General features: G+C 70.9%; 16 protein-coding genes. 8 read left to right on the forward strand and 8 right to left on the reverse strand.

The window, feature by feature from the left end:
• Positions 1 to 5 precede the first annotated feature (5 nt).
• Positions 6 to 2,192: a hypothetical protein gene (locus tag Q5762_RS30035; protein WP_315895413.1), complete on the forward strand. Its 2,187-nt coding sequence runs from the start codon at positions 6 to 8 to the stop codon at positions 2,190 to 2,192.
• 68 nt (positions 2,193 to 2,260) lie between these two features.
• Here Q5762_RS30035 and Q5762_RS30040 read toward each other — a convergent pair whose 3' ends face one another.
• The 4 genes from Q5762_RS30040 to Q5762_RS30055 form a co-directional block, all read right to left on the reverse strand.
• Positions 2,261 to 2,449 (reverse strand): hypothetical protein, encoded by a 189-nt coding sequence (locus Q5762_RS30040; protein WP_315895414.1) that lies wholly within the window; start codon positions 2,447 to 2,449, stop codon positions 2,261 to 2,263.
• 103 nt (positions 2,450 to 2,552) lie between these two features.
• Positions 2,553 to 3,527 carry a hypothetical protein gene (locus Q5762_RS30045; protein ID WP_315895415.1) on the reverse strand — a complete coding sequence of 325 codons (975 nt, stop codon included), beginning with the start codon at positions 3,525 to 3,527 and terminating at the stop codon, positions 2,553 to 2,555.
• A gap of 37 nt (positions 3,528 to 3,564) precedes the next feature.
• On the reverse strand, positions 3,565 to 6,360 hold the full coding sequence (locus Q5762_RS30050; protein ID WP_315895416.1) for an ATP-binding protein: 2,796 nt from the start codon (positions 6,358 to 6,360) through the stop codon (positions 3,565 to 3,567).
• A gap of 298 nt (positions 6,361 to 6,658) precedes the next feature.
• Positions 6,659 to 6,967 carry a hypothetical protein gene (locus Q5762_RS30055; protein WP_315895417.1) on the reverse strand — a complete coding sequence of 103 codons (309 nt, stop codon included), beginning with the start codon at positions 6,965 to 6,967 and terminating at the stop codon, positions 6,659 to 6,661.
• A 4-nt stretch (positions 6,968 to 6,971) separates the two neighbouring features.
• On the opposite strand from Q5762_RS30055, the gene Q5762_RS30060 reads away from it, so the two are divergent.
• Entirely contained in the window at positions 6,972 to 7,379 is a 408-nt protein-coding gene (locus Q5762_RS30060; RefSeq protein ID WP_315895418.1) for a DUF4232 domain-containing protein, read from the forward strand.
• A 74-nt stretch (positions 7,380 to 7,453) separates the two neighbouring features.
• On the opposite strand, the gene Q5762_RS30065 is transcribed toward Q5762_RS30060, so the two are convergent.
• From Q5762_RS30065 to Q5762_RS30075, 3 genes are all read right to left on the reverse strand, one after another.
• The gene (locus tag Q5762_RS30065) at positions 7,454 to 7,792 is read right to left on the reverse strand and encodes a hypothetical protein (protein WP_315895419.1); all 339 of its coding nucleotides are present in this window, start codon (positions 7,790 to 7,792) and stop codon (positions 7,454 to 7,456) included.
• A gap of 166 nt (positions 7,793 to 7,958) precedes the next feature.
• A complete protein-coding gene (locus Q5762_RS30070; RefSeq protein WP_315895420.1) occupies positions 7,959 to 8,867 on the reverse strand; it encodes a peptidase in 909 nt (302 codons plus the stop codon).
• A 99-nt stretch (positions 8,868 to 8,966) separates the two neighbouring features.
• Positions 8,967 to 9,455, reverse strand: a complete 489-nt coding sequence (locus tag Q5762_RS30075; protein ID WP_315895421.1) for a GNAT family N-acetyltransferase — start codon at positions 9,453 to 9,455, stop codon at positions 8,967 to 8,969.
• Between the two features lie 105 nt (positions 9,456 to 9,560).
• Between Q5762_RS30075 and Q5762_RS30080 the strand changes: the two genes are divergently transcribed.
• From Q5762_RS30080 to Q5762_RS30105, 6 genes are all read left to right on the forward strand, one after another.
• Positions 9,561 to 9,830 carry an RNA polymerase subunit sigma-70 gene (locus Q5762_RS30080; RefSeq protein WP_315895422.1) on the forward strand — a complete coding sequence of 90 codons (270 nt, stop codon included), beginning with the start codon at positions 9,561 to 9,563 and terminating at the stop codon, positions 9,828 to 9,830.
• A 101-nt stretch (positions 9,831 to 9,931) separates the two neighbouring features.
• Positions 9,932 to 11,461: a recombinase family protein gene (locus tag Q5762_RS30085; protein ID WP_315895423.1), complete on the forward strand. Its 1,530-nt coding sequence runs from the start codon at positions 9,932 to 9,934 to the stop codon at positions 11,459 to 11,461.
• Between the two features lie 31 nt (positions 11,462 to 11,492).
• On the forward strand, positions 11,493 to 12,290 hold the full coding sequence (locus Q5762_RS30090) for an exodeoxyribonuclease III (RefSeq protein ID WP_315895424.1): 798 nt from the start codon (positions 11,493 to 11,495) through the stop codon (positions 12,288 to 12,290).
• 600 nt (positions 12,291 to 12,890) lie between these two features.
• Positions 12,891 to 13,997 carry a helix-turn-helix transcriptional regulator gene (locus Q5762_RS30095; protein ID WP_315895425.1) on the forward strand — a complete coding sequence of 369 codons (1,107 nt, stop codon included), beginning with the start codon at positions 12,891 to 12,893 and terminating at the stop codon, positions 13,995 to 13,997.
• Between the two features lie 102 nt (positions 13,998 to 14,099).
• Positions 14,100 to 14,804, forward strand: a complete 705-nt coding sequence (locus Q5762_RS30100) for a response regulator transcription factor (RefSeq protein WP_315895426.1) — start codon at positions 14,100 to 14,102, stop codon at positions 14,802 to 14,804.
• Positions 14,801 to 16,450, forward strand: a complete 1,650-nt coding sequence (locus tag Q5762_RS30105; protein WP_315895427.1) for an ATP-binding protein — start codon at positions 14,801 to 14,803, stop codon at positions 16,448 to 16,450. The genes Q5762_RS30100 and Q5762_RS30105 overlap by 4 nt, the downstream gene beginning before the upstream one ends.
• A gap of 50 nt (positions 16,451 to 16,500) precedes the next feature.
• On the opposite strand, the gene Q5762_RS30110 is transcribed toward Q5762_RS30105, so the two are convergent.
• On the reverse strand, positions 16,501 to 16,866 hold the full coding sequence (locus tag Q5762_RS30110) for an SH3 domain-containing protein (protein ID WP_315895428.1): 366 nt from the start codon (positions 16,864 to 16,866) through the stop codon (positions 16,501 to 16,503).
• Positions 16,867 to 17,070: the final 204 nt, after the last annotated feature.

Here is a 17,070-nt window from a genome sequence, read left to right on the forward strand (position 1 = left end):
CCCTCATGTCCGTCCAACCGTCCGAGGCGAAGCCGGAGGCCGAGCCGCTGACCCGGCTGTTCGATCCGGGCCAGCGGCTGGGCTGGGTCTACCGTGACGCGGAGACCTGCCGTCGCCCCTTCGTCGAGCCGCCGCCCCACCAGGAACTCGTACCCGAAATGCTCCAGAACCGGGCGCGGGCGGAAACCCTGAACGCGGACGACCGCATGCGCATGGCGCTGAAGGTCGGCGGCGGCGCCACCGTGTTCTTCGTGCTGGTCGCCCTGGTCACGGGCAGCGGGGCGGGCTGGGGGCTCGCGGCCCTCGCCGCGGTCGCCGCGGGCATCGTGTACGGGACGACCGGCGGTTCGGCGACGACCGCCGTGCAGCAGGTGCGGCAGGCGCAGCACGACGTGACGCAGCGGTACCAGCACGCGGCGGCGGCGTGGGCCCAGCGCAAGGCGCACTTCGAGTACGCCGAGGACCGGCGCGTCCGTGCCCTGAACCTGTGGGGCGCCATGCCGCTGGAGCCGGGCACCCGGCGGCTCGACGTCTTCGGCGGCAGCCAGCGCAGTCGCGAGGGTTTCCTCACCGTCTTCGGCGCGTCCACCCTGCGCGAGCGTCCGCTGATCGTCCTGGACCTCACCCAGGCCCAGATATGCCGGGAGCTGTCCGTCCTGGCCGCGCAGATGGGTGCCCCAGTCGACGTACAGCTGCTCCCCAGCCAGCAGGCGCAGAGCAGCGTCTTCGACGGACTGTCGAAGGGCGAGCTGGTCGACGCGCTCGTCGAGGCGGTGTACGGGGACAGCGGGGAAGCCACCCGGGCCGCGCGCAGCATGGACACCCGTATTCTCGGGCGGCTGTGCGACGCCCTCGGGGAGAACGTCACCCCGGCCAGGATCGCCGCGGGCCTCCGTGCCCTCCTCGGTGAGCTGGACGCGGACGGCCCGGACGGGAGCGGTCTGACGCGCGCCGAACGCAACCACATCGCCGACGACCTGCTCACGGACAAGAACAAGGACCAGGCACGCGAGAACCTGATGCGGCTGGAGTCGTTCATCCAGCCGTTGGCGACCCTCGGCGCCGAGCGGGCGGGCCGTGGCCCCGGCTACCTGACCTGCCTGACCCTGGACCGCGCGACGGGCAGCGCGAGCACGGAGCTGCTCGTCGACCTGGCGATCCTCAGCGTGTCGCGCCGCCTGTCCATGCTCCAGGAGGAGGCGCCGGCCGTCGTCGTCGCCCTCGGCGAGCACGAGGTGCAGCGGCGGCACCTGGAGCGGCTCGCGAGCGTCTGCGAGTGGCGGGGTGCCCAGCTGACGATCATGCACGCGCACGTGCGGGAGACCGCGCGCGACATGATCGGCGGCGGCGCCGTCGCCTTCATGCGGCTCGGCAACCACCAGGAGGCGGGCGTCGCGGCGGACTTCCTCGGGCGGGGGTACAGCTTCAAGCTGTACTCGCTGACGGACACCAAGGGCGAGAGCGTCACCTCGTCGGTGGCCGTCACTAAGGGAACGTCCATGTCCGTGGCCCAGACGGAGGGCTTCTCCCGCTCATGGGGGAGGAACTGGGGCGACAGCTCGTCGAGCACGTACTCGGACGGACCCGGTTTCCCCAGCACGACCAGCGGCAGCAGCAGCGGTGGCAGTTACACGGAGACGGAGAACTCCAGCACCACGCGTACGCGTACGACGAACGAGTCCACGACGCACACCAAGGGCACGACGGTCAGCACCAGCGAAGGCACCACGACGCAGCGGGTGTACGAGTACATGGTGGAGCCGACGCAGCTCCAGGGGCTGCAGGAGTTCGGCCTGGTCTTCGTGGAGCGCGCTGCGGACGGCTCCGTCCGGACGTACACGGCGCTGTGCAACCCGAACATCGTGAAGCTGGAGCGGGTCGGCACCGAGCCGCTGGCGGAGCAGCCCCCGGCCATGGAGCAGCAGCCCCAGCAGCACCCGGGCGTCCCGGCCCAGCCGGCGCCGACGCTGCCTCCGTACGTGCCGGGTCAACCGGTGACGCAGCCGCAGGCCGGCGGCCCGAACCCCTACGCGGGGTCGTACGGCACGCAGGGCTTCCAGCCGGGTCAGCACAGTCAGCCCGGTCAGCCCGCGCAGCCGGGTCAGCATCCGACCTGGAACTGGCCACCCGGTACGCCCCCGCAGCAGCCCCCACAGGGCGGCGCCTGGCCACCTCAGTGGCCGCAGCAGTGACGACGCCGTGGGGCCACCGCGAAAACGGTGGCCCCACGGGCGTGTCCAGCCCGGCCCGAGATTCGCGGTCATTTCTTCGTTTCGCCGTCGGAAATGCGCGTCCTACGGTCCTCCGGCACCGTGGCCTCGTACAGGGCCACGATCTTCTCCTTCCCTTCCTTCAGCTCGAACAGCACTCCGCCGTCCCCGGGGTAGGGACGGCGATGGTCGAACCCGCCGGGAGAGATGTCACCCGGAATTCCATCCGGGAAAGCCACGCAGTACATGATGTATCTGTCAGCCGTGGTCCGGGACTCGGGATTTCGACGGCGCTGGAGGTGCTTGCAGGCATCACACAGCACAGGCGATCGGCGCACGTGCTCACTCCTTCGTGTCCTTGAGGTACTTGTCGATTATCTGGCCGACTTCCACGGCGAATGGCCGGGGACTGTCGGCCAGCTTGTATTCCGTGAAGCACTCGGCGACCATCTCGTGCGGGTCCGTGGCCCCGTACTCCGAGACCAGGGACTCGATCGCCGCGGCCGTCTCGTCGTCGTGCGGCTCGACACCGGTGTCGTAAGGCTGCCCGATCGCGTCGGACACGACGGTCTCGAGTTCCTGGTTGGCCTCGGGCGAGTCGAAGATCCGCTGAGCGCAATGATGCCCGAACTCGTGATGGAAGATCCCCTCGACGGATCCGCCTCCAGGAACGGTCCAATTGCTCTCCTCTTCGAGCTTCCCCTGTTCCGAGAGTGCCTCGTAGTCGCCGAAGTCGCCCGAGTCGAGGTAGATCCCGACGGCATCCTCACCACCGGGCTCGAGCACGGCGTATGCCAGAGTGGAATCCGCGCCGGCGGCCTCGGACTGTACGACCTCCAGATCCTGGAACACACCGGGATATTCGGCGGACAGCTTCTCCATGGCCTGGTTGACGTCGTTCGCGGAGTCGGGCGCGATGGGATGGGTCGTGTAGTCGACCTGAACACCATGGGCGTCACCGATCTCCTGTCCCTCGGCCTCGGCCTGCGCGAGACGGACTTCGTCGGACACCTCGTCCGGCGCCTCCGGTTCGTCCAGCGTCTCGGGCTCGTCCGGCAACTCGGGCTCGTCCGGCTCGTCCGGCTCTTCCGCATCGGCCTCGGGAAGCTCCGTTGTGTCCTCGGCGAGGTCGTCCGGCTCGTCCGGCTCGTCCGGCAACTCGGAGTCGGCGTCGTCGTCCGGAAGCTCCGGGACGTCCTCGAACGGCTCCGGTTCCTCAGGTTCGCCGACGACTTCGCCCTTGGACAGTTCCGGGCTCTCCAGGGCCGACCGCGGCTCCGGAAGGTCCGTGCCTTCGGCCGTGTACAGCTCGCTCATGAGGTGTTCCCCCGGTCCAGGTCCCGTACGTCCCGCGTCATGGCTTGCGGATCGTGCGCTCGAAGCACGACAGGGCCTTCGCGAAGCGCTTGCCCCAGTGTTCCGACGGATCCGCGCAGCCGACGATGTGCTCGACCGTGGAGGGTGTGCGGCGGCCGTGGTAGTAGTGGCGGGCTCTGGTGCCGGGGAGGGCCTTCCACATCGGTTCGCCGACCGGGCAGGGGTCGGCGCCGTCGAGTTGGGAGGACATCATGCGGGCGGTGTGTTCGGCGAGTTCGGCCGGGGTGGCCACGGCGGCGGGGCGGTCCGCGACCGCGCGGTCGACGGCCTGGGCGATGGCGCATTCCACCAGGTGTCGGTCGCGTGCCCAGGTGGGCGCGAGGGAGGCGCGCATCGCCGGTCCGGGGAGCGGGGTGCGCCAGCCCAGCAGATGCGCCGCGACCGCCATCTCGGCCCACAGCGTGATCCTCGACTCGTCGACATCCAGGAGCCGTTGCGCGCCGCGCAGTCGCCGGAGGGTGCACGGAGTGTCCGCGCAGGCGGCGGGACACGCGGCGCTGCGCCGGCCGACCATGGGCGCGGCGGAGGCGGTGGTGACCGGGCCCGCGTTCTCGCGCCCGGTGCCGTCGGCCATGCGGACGAGCAGCGGCTGGTCCATCCCGTCGGTGAAGACGGCCGCCTCACCGGGGCTGAGGGTGACGAGGAACTCCGACTGGGCCTCGGTGATGTTCATCGTGGCGCCGACGGCCTCGCGGTCGTCCCGCGCGGGCAGCCGGTGCACGACCTTGGCCGCGGTGTTCTTGATGACGTCCGGGACGAGCTTGCCGGGGATCTGCTCGGCGATCACCAGCCCCTCTCCGTACGCGCGGATCTCGGCGAGCAGCCCCGCGAACATCTCGACGGCATGCGCGCTCGCACCGCCCTCCTCGCTGCGGCGCAGCAGCCGGTGGGCCTCCTCGAAGACGCTGAGGTGGCGCAGGGGGAAGGAGAGCCTGCCGGTGTGGCGTTGCTCCAGACGCAGGTACTCGACGAGCCGGATCAGGACGGTGCCCATCAGGAACGCCTTGTCCTTGTCGTCCCCGACGTCCTCGATCTCGAAGACGACGTTCCGCTTGAGGAGTTCGCCGAAGTCGATCGGGTGCCCGCCCTCGAAGAAGCGGCCCGTGGTACCGAGACGGAGGCTGGAGATACGGATCCTGATGAAGCCGCGGACGTTGTCGGTGATCTCCTTGCTGTAGCCGATGTCCGCGACGACCCGCTCCGCGGTCTCCTGGAGGTCCTCCAGTGTCGGGTAGCGGGGAGTCGCGCCGGGGACGGCGGGCTCGTTCAGGGTGAGGTCCCAGCCCAGCTCCTCGTAGCAGCGTGTCAGGGCGGCGCTGAGGACCTGCGGGAACGGCTCCTGCGGGTCGAAGGAGGCCAGGAACAGCGCCCGCACCATGTCGAGATGGGTCTGCAGGGGGAAGTGCAGGCCGCCCCCGTACGTGGAGGGCTCCAGCGGATTGAGACCGGCCGGCAGCATGTCCGGGTCGCCCGGCCGGATGACGGCGACCTCGTCGTCGGGCAGACGGGAGGCCATGAAGCGGTACTCCGCCTTGGCCGGCTCCACGACGAGCCACGGCAGACCGGAACCCGTGGCCGCCTCAAGGAGACCGCGTACCGTCTGGGACTTGCCGCCACCGGTGGCCCCGCACACGAAGGTGTGCCGGTTCAGACTGGAACGCGACAGCCTCAGGTCGCCGACGGGCATCCGATTGCGGTCGAGTACGGCTCCGAGACGGACGGCGTCGGGGTCGCCGCCCACCCCGTTCTCCGGGGTCACGTCGAACTCGGGCCGTAGGGCGAACCGAACGCCCGGGATCTCCTGGGTGGGCGGCCGGAAGAGGGCCGAGAGCAGCCCGGCGCCCGCCACGAACGGATCTGCGGCGGAGCCTCGTTCACTACCGGTCGCGGCGGTGAGGAGGTCCGTCGCGGGCCCCCGTGCGCCATCGGTTCCGGCGGTGAGGATCTCCTCCAGGGACCCGCACCGGTCGGCCCGCGGAGCGAGTGCGTACGGCAGGCCCTTGAGGTCGGCCGACGCGCACAGCAGCGCCCCGACCCGCGCCGCCCGCTCGGGTGTGTCCGAACCGGCGAGCAGTCGAACCCGCCACAGCCCGCTCGAAGCCGCCAGCGCCAACTCCCGGTGCCGCCGCTCCAGACGATCCGCTTCCAGCGCGTACTCCGGTGAGCCCTCGGCCTTCGCCTGCGCCCGGCGCCTGCGGTCGGCGACCTCCCCGGCGAGCTCCTCGGCCTCCCCGCGCGGGATCGGCTCGGCGATCAACAGCCAGGCGAACGCGTCCTGCCACACGCTCAGCAACGAGTCCTCCAACGAGGGGCGCAGCGCGGTGGCTTGCTCCCGTACGTCCTCGTCCACCAGCAGCCCGTCGGTGATCGCCCCGACCGACGTCCAGTACGGCACGGCGGCCATGCCCTGCGCGGCGGATCCGGCGGCCAGCCGCTGCGCCCGCGCACCGGCCGGCAGGCTCAGCAGGGTCGCGGCACCCGGCCCCGTACCGTCCTGCCCGCCGAACAGAGCGGCACCGCCGATGAGAACCTCTATGGGCCGCTGCGCGCCCACCCGCCGCCACCCGAGCAGTACGGCCCCGCCGCCGGGCGCCCCGCCGCCGGGCGCCCCGCTCTGCCCCGCCTGATACGCGGACACCAGCGCGGCGAACCGCTGATCCCGCAACGCGTCGCCACCGGAGGTTCGTTCGGCTTCCTGGCTCCGCCCCCGTGGCACCTCGGTCAGCAGACACGACTCGATCCCGTGGAGAATCTCCCACCCCGTCGCCACCATCGCCACCGCTTCTCCGTCCCCCGCGCCCACTCCGGCGCCCCCGCGAGGCCGGAATCCCCCACTCGATCACATGATCGCGAGATCCGTAAAGCGCCTGAGCCCGCTCCTGTCGCGTGCTGTCGTCCGGGGAGAGCGTTCCAGTCCGCGTTCGGGGAGCGGGCGTTCCCGCAGGTCAGAGGGGGTGGAACGTTCCAGCTTCCCGGATCGGCGGGTGGCTCTGGCCGGGGGAGCGGGCGGCCGACAGAGTCTTCCCAGGCCGCCGGAGCGGGCGGTCGCACCTCGGCCACCGCGCCGTCTTTCACGGGGAGTTCTCATGCGTTCGTACCGCACCCGCACCACCGTCCTGGCCGCCGCCACCGCCGCGCTCGCCCTCGCGCACACCGCCTGTGGGGGCGGCGAGGGTGGCCGTGCGGGTGCGAGCGGGGCGAAGGGTCCGGAGGGTCAGTCGGGGAAGGCGGCCGCCGTTTCCGTCGCGCCCTCCGCGCCGGCGAAGGGTGCGGACGCCGATGTGTCCCCCCGCGTCGCCCGCCTCCGCGTCCCCGGCCTCGGCCGCGAAGAAGCCCGCCCGCACGAGCCCGTCCCGCACGTCACCCGCCTGCACCGTCAACGACGTGAAGATCACCGCGGCGAAGCAGGACGGCGTCCCCACCACGCACATCACCCTGACCGCCACCAACGTCTCGGGCCGCACCTGCACCCTGCTCCACTACCCGCTGATCGCGTTCGGCGACGTCCAGACGGCCAAGGATGTCCCGTCCGTGGCCAAGAGCAGGCCCGCCACCCCCGTCGTCCTCGCCGTCGGCGCCCCGGCCCACGCCGCCGTACGGATCAACAACGGCGGTGTCGACGACGAGAACCGCGCCGTCACGTCCTTCCACGTCAACCTCTTCGCCGCCGACGGCCCGGCCGAGGGCAGCGAGGTGGTCTCCGCCCCGGCGGACGGCATCACCATGGACGACTCGGCCGCGAAGACGGGCTACTGGACGCCGGAACTGCGCGAGGGCGCGGACGACTTCTGATCCCGCGGGGATGACAGGGCGAGGGTGGCCGCGTCGTGCGGCCACCCTCGCCCCGCTTCCTGTCCGACCGGAGATCACGTCGCGCGGGTGATCCACCGCTGCAGCGCGATGTGGGTGGAGTCGTCCAGCGTGCACAGGGCCTCGATGGCGGCGAGGTCGCCCGGGAGCGGCGCGATGCCCGCCGTGGTGAGGGCGGCGTGCAGCTCCAGGCGGCGGCGGTCGGCCGGCTCCAGAGGCACGGACAGGCGGCCGGCCGGAGCGGGCGGGGGCAGCGGGTAGTCGTAGGCGGCCGGAATGTCGTAGGCGGCCGGCGACGCCTCCGGAAGGTCGTCGATGTACACGGCGGGGAACCGGTAGGGATCGTAGTCCGACAGCGCGCTCGGGGCCGTGGGGAAAGACTGGAGCTCAGTCATGAGTGCCTCCTCAGTTGTCCTGCCACTGCCGGGGAGGACAACGCGAAGGCCGGGAGCAGTTGCGGTACGAGCGCATCTCCACCCGAATGCCGCATCGTGGCTCGTCGGGCGGGCACCCGCGGCCCCGGCGGACCGATGTCCGACGGGGCCGCGGGCCGGCGGAACGTCAGGACGACGCCTGAGCCCGGTCGTACAAGGCCTTCGCGTCGTTGCCGAAGTACGGGCCGAACATGCGGTTCGGGAGGAACGTGTAGCCGAAGCTGTTCACCGAGACCTGGAGGCCCGTGCCCGTGGTCTCGCTGAAGCCGGTGAACCAGGGGCCGCCGCTGGAGCCGCCCGTCATGTTGCAGGCGAGGCTGTGGTCCTGGGAGAAGAGGAAGTCCTTCGAGGAGTTGCCCGCGCAGTGGATGAGCTTCGAGCCGTCGTAGGGGGACGCCGCCGGGAAACCGAAGGCGTACATCGGCTTGTTGTAGCCGCCGTTGAACTGGATGCCCTGCGCGCCCGTGACCGAGGTGAGGGTGCGGCCGTTCAGGGGGGCCACGACCGCGGCGCCCACGTCGTAGTTGATGTCCTCGCTCGCCTCCCACTGCGGGGTGGTGAGCGTCTTCGTCGCCTTCCACTGGCCGTACGGCGCGTTGCCGTTGTCGTACCCGGGCACGAAGACCCACTCGGTGTGCCAGGCGCCCTGGTACTTCACGCAGTGGCCGGCCGTGATCACCGTGCTCTGGTTCTGGCTGGTGACCGCGTTGCCCGAGCAGGAGGCCGTACGGCCCTGGAAGGTGAAGAAGACCCGGCCGGACGTCTTCACGACCTCGCCGCCGCCCGTCCAGGGCCCGCCCGGCTGCGGGAAGGCCGTCGGGGCGATCGTGGTGGGGGTGGACGAGCGGGCGACCTGCTTCAGGGTCGTGCGGGCACTGGGGGTGACCTCGAGGTCCAGCGGGGTCGCGGAGCGCATCCGCTCCGCGGTCCAGAAGACGGGCTGCTCCGTTGCTTGCGCAGTGGTCGCGGTCAGGGCTCCGGTCAGCAGGGCTCCGACCGACAACAGGACCGCTGCGACGGTGCGATGGCGTCTCACGCATGTCTCCTTCTGCCGAGGCAGGTGGGGGATGAGAGCGGTGCGGATCGACGTGCGTGAGGCAGCGTGCCAGACAGTGAGACGGTTGTCAGGGGCGTGTCACATATTTTCGGTCAGCGGCTTCGCGTAGCAGCGGCTGTTCTCGTACTCGCGGTAGTGGCCGAACTTCACGCAGGGCTCGTAGCCGCTGGACGTGTACAGCGCGATCGCCTCCGGCTGGGCCGTGCCCGTCTCCAGGACCATGCGGGTGCGGCCCGCCGTGCGGGCGTCGGTCTCCAGGGCGGCCAGGATGCGGCGGGCCAGGCCCAGGCCGCGGGCCTCGGGGATCACGTACATGCGCTTGAGCTCGGCGTCGCCGTCCGCGTACCCCTCGTCGTTCGCGTCCTGGGTGCGCCAGGCGCCGGACGCGACCGGGCGGCCCTCGTCGTCGTACGCGAGGAGGTACAGGCCGCGCGGCGGTACGAACATCCCGGGGTCGAGCGGTGTGGCGTCGCCCTCACCGCCGTAGCGGACCATGTACTCCAGCATGACGGCGTCCTCGAGCTTGACCGCGTCGGGGTGGTCGTAAGGGGTGGGTCGCATGTTCATGCGAAATATCGTACATGTATGCGAGGCTGAGGTTTGGTATTCGTCGGGACCTACTCCCGGGCGGAAGGGTGATCGGTCGGGCGATTTAGGGGTACCCTTAAATTTATGGTCGAAACCTCCCCTGCTGTGGGCGCGATCCGCGCCGTGATCGCTGAGCTTGCCGCCAACCCCGACCCGACAGGCCGAGCCCGCGCGGTCGGTGCCGTCCTGGACGCCGTGCCCCAGCTTCAGTCGGAACTCCGCTCCGTCCGACAGGCCGCCGTCGTCGAGATGCGCTCCACGCAGTCCCTCGCGGAGGTGGCTGCGGAGCTCGGCATCTCCGTACCCCGTGTCTCACAGATCGCCTCCGGCGTCAGCCGCACAACGAAGAAGTGACGAGCGCGACGGAGCCCCAAGCGAGAACGGCAGGCACAGTGACACCGAACCCCGCCACAAGCCAGGACCTCCTCGCAGAAGGCGAGCCCTGGCTTGCGTATGTGAGGGTCTCCACCTGGAAAGAAGGGAAGATCAGCCCTGAGCTGCAGCAGGCGGCGATCGAGGCATGGGCGAAGCGCACCGGGCGCCGCATCGTCGACTTCGTGGAAGACCTCGACGTGTCCGGCCGCCACTTCAATCGCCAGATCGTGGAGTGCATCGAGCGCGTCGAAGCAGGAGAAGCACGCGGCATTGTTGTCTGGAAGTACTCCCGCTTCGGTCGTTCCCGCGACGGCATCGCCGTCAACCTCAAGCGCCTCAACGACGCCGGCGGCGAGCTGGAGTCCGCCACCGAGGAAGCCGACGCCCGCACGGCGACCGGCCGTCTCCAACGCGGCATCCTGTTCGAATTCGCGGCCTATGAATCCGACGCCTGCGGCGAGCAGTGGCGTGAGACCCATGACCACCGCCGCTACAGACTCCACCTCCCCGCAACCGGCCGACCCCGCTTCGGGTACGAATGGCACCCCCGTCGCATTCCCGACGGCAAGGGAGGATGGACCCTCCAGGACGAGAAGTACACCGCCCACCCCGAAACCGGCCCCGTCATGGCTGACCGCTACCGGCAGTACATCGACGGAGCCCCCTTCTACGCTCTCCTCGACGACCTCAACACGGCCGGATGGCGCACCACCCGAGGCGGCCTCTGGACCGCACAGACCCTCATCCGGTACATGGACTCCGGCTTCTGCGCCGCGCTGCTCCGCATCCACGACCCGAAGTGTCACTGTGTATCGAGCGCGCGCGGCAACTGCCTGAACACGCTCCTCATCCCCGGGGCGCAGGAAGAGCTGATCGACCTCGAACTGTGGCAGCAGTACCAGGACCGGCGGCAGGAGACGAAGAAGACCCCGCCCCGCTCCCGTACGGCGCTCTACCCGCTCACAGGACTTGTGCGCTGCGCCGGGTGCCGGGGCACCACGCCCGTGCAGAGCGCCACCAGGGTGGTCGACGGCCGACCGCAGTCGACCAAGGGCCACAACTACATGTGCGGGCGCCGGGCCGTCACCGGAACCCACGGCTGCGAAGGCGTCTACGCCGTACGCGCTGGGGTGGAGAAGGAAGTACACAAGTGGCTCATGGACCAGGCGCGGGCCATAGATGCCCCACCCAGCGTCCCGCCGCCCCGGGATCCGGCCGTGGACCAGCGGGAAACCGCGGCCCGGGAACGGGCCCGGCTTGAGGGTGAGGCGGCGAAGCAGAAGAAGGCGCTGGCGAATCTGCGCGTGGACCGGGCGATGAACCCGGACGACTACGGGCCGGGGGAGTATGAGGACGCAGTCGCGCGGATCCGGCAGCAGCAGGCCGCGACGACGGCAGCGCTGGAGTGGGTGTCGGTGGTGGGGCCGAGGCCGAGGCAGGCCGACTACGAGCCTGTGATCGTGGGGCTCGTCGAGAAGTGGGAGCTGCTGAACGAGGGGGAGAAGAACGGGATGCTGAAGCAGCTCGTCCGGCGGGTCGCGCTGGTCCGCCAGGAGAAGGGGTTCCGGGTGGAGGTCCACCCGATGTGGGAACCTGACCCCTGGGCGTGACGTCGACGCCCGCCTGACGAGGAGCAATTTCTTGTACACAGTGACGTCCGCCAATGTCAATGGTCTCCGAGCCGCCGCCAAGAAGGGCTTCGTGGAGTGGCTCGCGGGCACCTCCGCCGACGCTGTCTGTCTGCAGGAGGTCCGCGCCGAGGAAGCCCAGCTCCCCGCCGAGGTCCGGGCGCCCGAGGGCTGGTTCACCGCGCACGCGCCCGCCGCCGCCAAGGGGCGGGCCGGTGTCTCCCTCTACACCCGGCGCGAGCCCGACGCCGTCCGCGTCGGCTTCGGGTCGAGCGAGTTCGACACCAGCGGCCGGTACATCGAGGCCGACCTGCCCGGCGTCACCGTCGCCAGCCTCTACCTCCCCTCCGGCGAGGTCGGCACCGAGCGGCAGGACGAGAAGATCCGCTTCATGGACGAGTTCCTGCCGTATCTGAAGGAGCTCAAGGAGCGCGCCGCCGCCGACGGCCGCGAGGTCGTCGTCTGCGGCGACTGGAACATCGCCCACCGCGAGGCCGACCTCAAGAACTGGAAGGCCAACCAGAAGAACGCCGGCTTCCTCCCCGAGGAGCGGGAGTGGCTGACCCGCGTCTTCGACGAGGCGGGATACGTGGACGTCGTCCGCGCCCTCCACCCCGACCAGGACGGCCCATACTCCTGGTGGTCCTACCGCGGCCGCGCCTTCGACAACGACAGCGGCTGGCGCATCGACCTGATCGTCAGTTCGCCTCGCCTGGCCGAGCGAGCGGTGAAGGCGTACGTGGAGCGGGCGGCGACCCATGCGGAGCGGTGGAGTGATCACGCGCCTGTGACCGCCGTGTTCGACCTGTAGGGAGCGATGGCGGATGGCCCTGTCCGGCTGTGCTGCCCGCCGTCGCCGGACGGGGCCTGGCTGTGGCTATACGCACTTCACGCTGTCCGGCGGGGCCAGCCATTCTCGACCCCCGCCTTCGGGCCGCAGGAACGCCGTAGGGCTCTTTCGGCGCTCGGCCGGCGGGTCGGATGGGTCCTCATAGTCAGGGATCACGTCCCGCAGGATGCCGACCCGCCCTGCGCCGTCTTCCACCCGTCGGCCGACGTTCTCTCCCGTGATCATCACGGGCACCTTTCGGCGTGCCGGTAGACCACGATCGGTGGGCCGGACCTCGGTTTGAGTGAGCCCCGGCGGCAGCGCTCCAGGGGCTCGATGGGCTTCATGCACGCCGGGCACGTCTCGCCCGTCGGCGCGTACGTCGTGTACTCCCACTGTCGCGCGTCGGTCTCGGCCTCGGTATCGGACTGGGTCGCCATCGCCCCGCCATCCCCTCGCGTCTCGGTCCGCCGATCGTCCCGTTGGCCAGCACTCCCCCGTAGGGGCATCCCTAGGGGCAAGTGCCCCGGGATCACCCTCTCTTGGCCCGTCAAGGGGCAGCAGTAGGGGCAAGATGGACCCATGGCGATCGGGGAGCTGATCAGGGATCTGCGTACGGCTCGCGGGTGGAGCCAGGGACGGCTAGCGTCAGCGATCAATGATGCCTTCGGGACGAATCTCGACCGGGAGTACGTGAGCCGCTGGGAGCGTTCCAAGGTGACGCCGGGGCCCTATTACCTCCGGTGCCTGTCGGCCGTCCTGGACGTGCCCCTAGCCGCTCTGGAAGGTGAAGTGAAGCGCCGAACGTTCCTCACTGACGCAGCCGGAGCCGCGATAGCGCCCGTGGTCGCCTCTGACCTCCTCAGCTTGGGATTCGCGGCGCGGCTGCAGGGCGGCCCGTCCGTGGACTCGTGGGAGGCCAAGCTGGCCACGTACGGCACGGAGTACATGAGCCTCGGCGCTGCCGACATTCAGCGGCGCGTGAGCGGCGAACTCGTCGTCGTCCAACAGCAGCTGGAGAAGCCCCGACTGTGGTCGGTGGCCGCACGGCTCATGACCCTGTACGCGAAGACGTTCCCTGGTTCCGACGGGTCCAGGGCGGTCCAGTGGTACCGCATGGCAGCACAGGCGGCGGACCAGTCGGGCGACGACGACGCGCGCGTCTGGGTCCGGGGCCGGGCCGCCATCGCCCTGGGGTACGAGGGGGCTTCACTCGGCGTCGCCGACGTGCTTGCCGATCAGGCAATGGCCATCAGTGACCGGCCGTCGCTCGGGCTGCTGAACGCGATCTACGGCAAGGCGCACGCGGCAGCGATCCGGGGCGACGTGGACACGGCGCGCAGGCTCATGGATGACGGTCGGCGCGTGTTCGACAAGGCCGGGTCGCACGAGCAGACCAGCGACTACGCCGTTCCGTGGTGGCGGCTCAACGTCTTCATCTCCCTCCTTGCCGCCCGGCTTGGGGACGAGTCCACAGCAGTAGGCGCACAGGACGCGGCAGGGCACGAACTCCCCTCAGAACTCCCACGCTTCGCCACGCATCTGGAGATGCACCGAGGTCTCATGCTCGCGCGCTCCGGCGACCTGGCCGGCGGCACCGACTACGCCCGGAGGGCGCTGAACGCACTGCCGCCGGAAAGGCACTCCCTCACGCTTAGACTTCTCATGGCAGAGGTCGAAGGATCCTGAGGCGCATGCGGCCCTTGGCGGATTTCGGACACCCGGGCGCGTGGCTTCCGTATCTGTATTACCGTGCTCGGGAATTGTCGAAGGCCGCGCATGGGGGAATCGTTGAGCGCTCGCATTCTGATCGCCGAAGACGACGCGAAACAGTCCCGGCTCATCCGGATCTATCTCGAACGGGAAGGCCACACCGTTCAGGTCGTCGCCGACGGGCGGGCCGCGTTGGAAAAGGCGCGGACCAGTCGGCCCGATCTGATCGTGCTCGATGTGATGCTGCCGTACGTCGACGGTCTCGACGTCTGCCGCATTCTGCGCGCCGAGGCCTCCGACGTACCGATTCTGCTGCTCACCGCCCGCAGCACCGAGGAGGACATGCTCCTCGGGCTCGACCTCGGTGCCGACGACTACCTCACCAAGCCGTACAGCCCCCGTGAGCTCACCGCCCGCGTCCGGGCGCTGCTGCGCCGCTCCGCGCGGGTCGCCGCGGCCGCCGGGGACGCCCTGCTGCGGGTCGGCGAGGTGGAGCTGGACACCGCGCGCTTCGAGGTCCGGGTGGCGGGGCGGCCGGTGGTGCTGACCTCGAAGGAGTTCGCCATCCTGGAGACCCTGGCCCGCGAGCCGGGCCGGGTCTTCACCCGCGCCCAGATCATCGAGCGCGTCTTCGGCTTCGACCGGGACGTCCTGGAACGGACCGTCGACGCGCACATGCGCAACCTGCGGCTGAAGGTGGAGGCCGAGCCGAACCGGCCGCGGTACCTGGAGACCGTGTACGGGCGCGGGTACCGGCTCGCCGACAGCGGCGGCGCGTCGTGAGCTTCCGGGTGCGGGTCTTCGCCCTGGTGCTGCTCGTCGCCGTCGCCGCGACCGCCGCCACCGCCTGGCTGACCCTGCGGCAGGCCACCGACCAGCTCCGCGAGTCCGCCGCCGCCGACCGCCAGGTCACCGCCCGGATCACCGACGAACTGCTCCGCTACGGGCGGACCCACGGCACCTGGGACGGCGTCGCCGCCGTCGTCCGTACCCTCGCCGCCGACACCGGCCAGCGCATCCGGATCAGCACCGCCAACCAGGGCCAGCTCGCCGACTCCGACACCGTCCTCGGCCGCGCCCCGCGCCCCGGCGGCACCGCCCCGCCGCTCCTCGTCGACCCCCGGCCCACGCTGACCCTGCCCCGCTGGGACCATTTCCCCTCCGTCGCCAAGGTGACCGCGAGCGCCGTCGACGCGTACGCGAACGGCGCGACCTACGCCGCCTGCCTGACCCGCGCCGGGCACACCGTCACCACCCGCCCCGGCGACCTGGGCGTCCCCGTCTTCGGCGACGGGGGCGCGCGCGGGACGGAGACCGGCCGCGGCAGCGCCTGCGTCCGGCAGGAGAACGTGCGGGCCGGCCGCCCCGACCTCGACGCGGCGCTCGCCTGCGAGGTCGTACGGGAGACCGGGCGCGGCGCCTGCCTCCAGCGGGTGTTCCACGAGCGGACCGCGTCCGTCGCCCCGCAGCCGCTCAGCGTCCACCTCGGCGCCCTGGACGACGCCGGGGAGACCACGCTCGCCGTCGGCCCGACCGTGGCCGTCGCGGCCGGGGTGGCCCTCGCGGCCGTCCTCGCCGCCCTGCTCCTGAGCCGGGCCGTCCTGCGGCCGGTCCGCGCTCTCACCGCCGCCTCCCGCGGCCTCGGCGAGGGCGACCTGGGGCGGCGCGTCCCCGGCGCGGGCGGGGACGAGATGGCCGAACTCGGCCGGTCCTTCAACCGCATGGCCGACTCGCTCCAGGCCAGCGAGGAGCGCCAGCGGCGCCTCGTCGGCGACATCGCGCACGAGCTGCGCACCCCGCTGGCCAACCTGCGCGGCTATCTGGAGGCGCTGCGCGACGGGGTCCTGGAGCCCGACGCCGAGCTGCTCGACTCGCTCCACGAGGAGGTGCTGCTCCAGCAGCGGATCGTCGACGACCTCCAGGACCTCGCGCTCGCGGAGGCGGGAGCCCTCACGTACCACCGCGGTGAGCTCGACGCGCGCGAGCTGGTGGAGACCTGCCGTACCGCGCACTCCGCCCACGCCTCGGCGGCCGGCGTACGGCTCACCGCCGACACGCCCGGTCCCGTACGGCTGCACGGCGACCCGGGGCGGCTGCGCCAGGCGCTGAGCAACCTGGTCGGCAACGCGGTGCGGCATACGGCTCCCGGGGGCGGCGTCCGGCTGGAGCTGGCCGAACGCGACGAGATGGTCCGGATCACGGTCAGGGACACCGGCAGCGGGATCCCGGCGGAGCACCTGCCCCGGCTCTTCGACCGCTTCTGGCGGGCGGACGCCGCGCGCGGGCGGGCCACCGGGGGCAGCGGGCTCGGTCTGTCGATCGCCCGGCAGATCGTGGCCGACCACCACGGGGCGATCGAGGTCGAGAGCGAGGTGGGCGTGGGCACGGTCTTCACGATCGTGCTGCCGGCGCCGAGGAGCACCCGCTGACGGGCGCTCCGCGTGGACCGGGGCATGCGCCCCGGTCCACCGAGCGGGTGTCAGCAGCGGGTGCCGGCCCCGTAGCGCTCCAGCAGGCTGTCCTTGATCCAGCCCGAGACGCCCGTGGCGTTGTCCCGGACGTGGGACCACGTTCCGTTCTGGCCGTCGACGAAGCAGTCGTAGCGCAGGCTGTGGCTCATCTGCGCCTGCCCGTTGGACTGGCAGTCGGTGGTGGGGCCGGAACGGATGTTCACGTAGTTCGTGTTGGTGCGTCCGGTGCTGCCGTCCTTCGTGGACCAGCCGGAACTCCAACAGGCGGCGGCCTCCGTGGGCGCCGCGACGGCGACGGTGGTGGGCAGGACAAGTCCACCGGTGGCCGCGACGGCGCTGACGGCCACCGCGGCGAGCTTCGTCCGAAGACGCATCAATCTCTCCTGAACTCTTTGGAATTCCCGCCCGGTTCGTCCGAGCGGGACCGGTTCGTTCGTTCGAGTGCGGAGAAAGAATTGCCCGGCCCGGCGGCCCTTTCAATGGCCATCGACATGCTCGGCCGCTTTTGTGCGGTGGCGAGAAAGAAGATTCACGGAGTGCGCGCGAGTAATTCAGGACCGTGAACTGATCCTTTCCCG

Origin of the sequence: Streptomyces sp. P9(2023) (assembly GCF_032436795.1) — a bacterium.
Lineage (GTDB): Bacteria > Actinomycetota > Actinomycetes > Streptomycetales > Streptomycetaceae > Streptomyces.

Bases quoted from the DNA above. Each gene is read 5' to 3' on its own strand.
- Q5762_RS30035 (WP_315895413.1), top strand. From the start codon at position 6: ATGTCCGTCCAACCGTCCGAGGCGAAGCCGGAGGCCGAGCCGCTGACC.
- Q5762_RS30045 (WP_315895415.1), bottom strand. From the start codon at position 3,527: ATGAGCGAGCTGTACACGGCCGAAGGCACGGACCTTCCGGAGCCGCGG.
- Q5762_RS30050 (WP_315895416.1), bottom strand. From the start codon at position 6,360: ATGGTGGCGACGGGGTGGGAGATTCTCCACGGGATCGAGTCGTGTCTG.
- Q5762_RS30065 (WP_315895419.1), bottom strand. From the start codon at position 7,792: ATGACTGAGCTCCAGTCTTTCCCCACGGCCCCGAGCGCGCTGTCGGAC.
- Q5762_RS30075 (WP_315895421.1), bottom strand. From the start codon at position 9,455: ATGAACATGCGACCCACCCCTTACGACCACCCCGACGCGGTCAAGCTC.
- Q5762_RS30080 (WP_315895422.1), top strand. From the start codon at position 9,561: ATGGTCGAAACCTCCCCTGCTGTGGGCGCGATCCGCGCCGTGATCGCT.
- Q5762_RS30095 (WP_315895425.1), top strand. From the start codon at position 12,891: ATGGCGATCGGGGAGCTGATCAGGGATCTGCGTACGGCTCGCGGGTGG.
- Q5762_RS30110 (WP_315895428.1), bottom strand. From the start codon at position 16,866: ATGCGTCTTCGGACGAAGCTCGCCGCGGTGGCCGTCAGCGCCGTCGCG.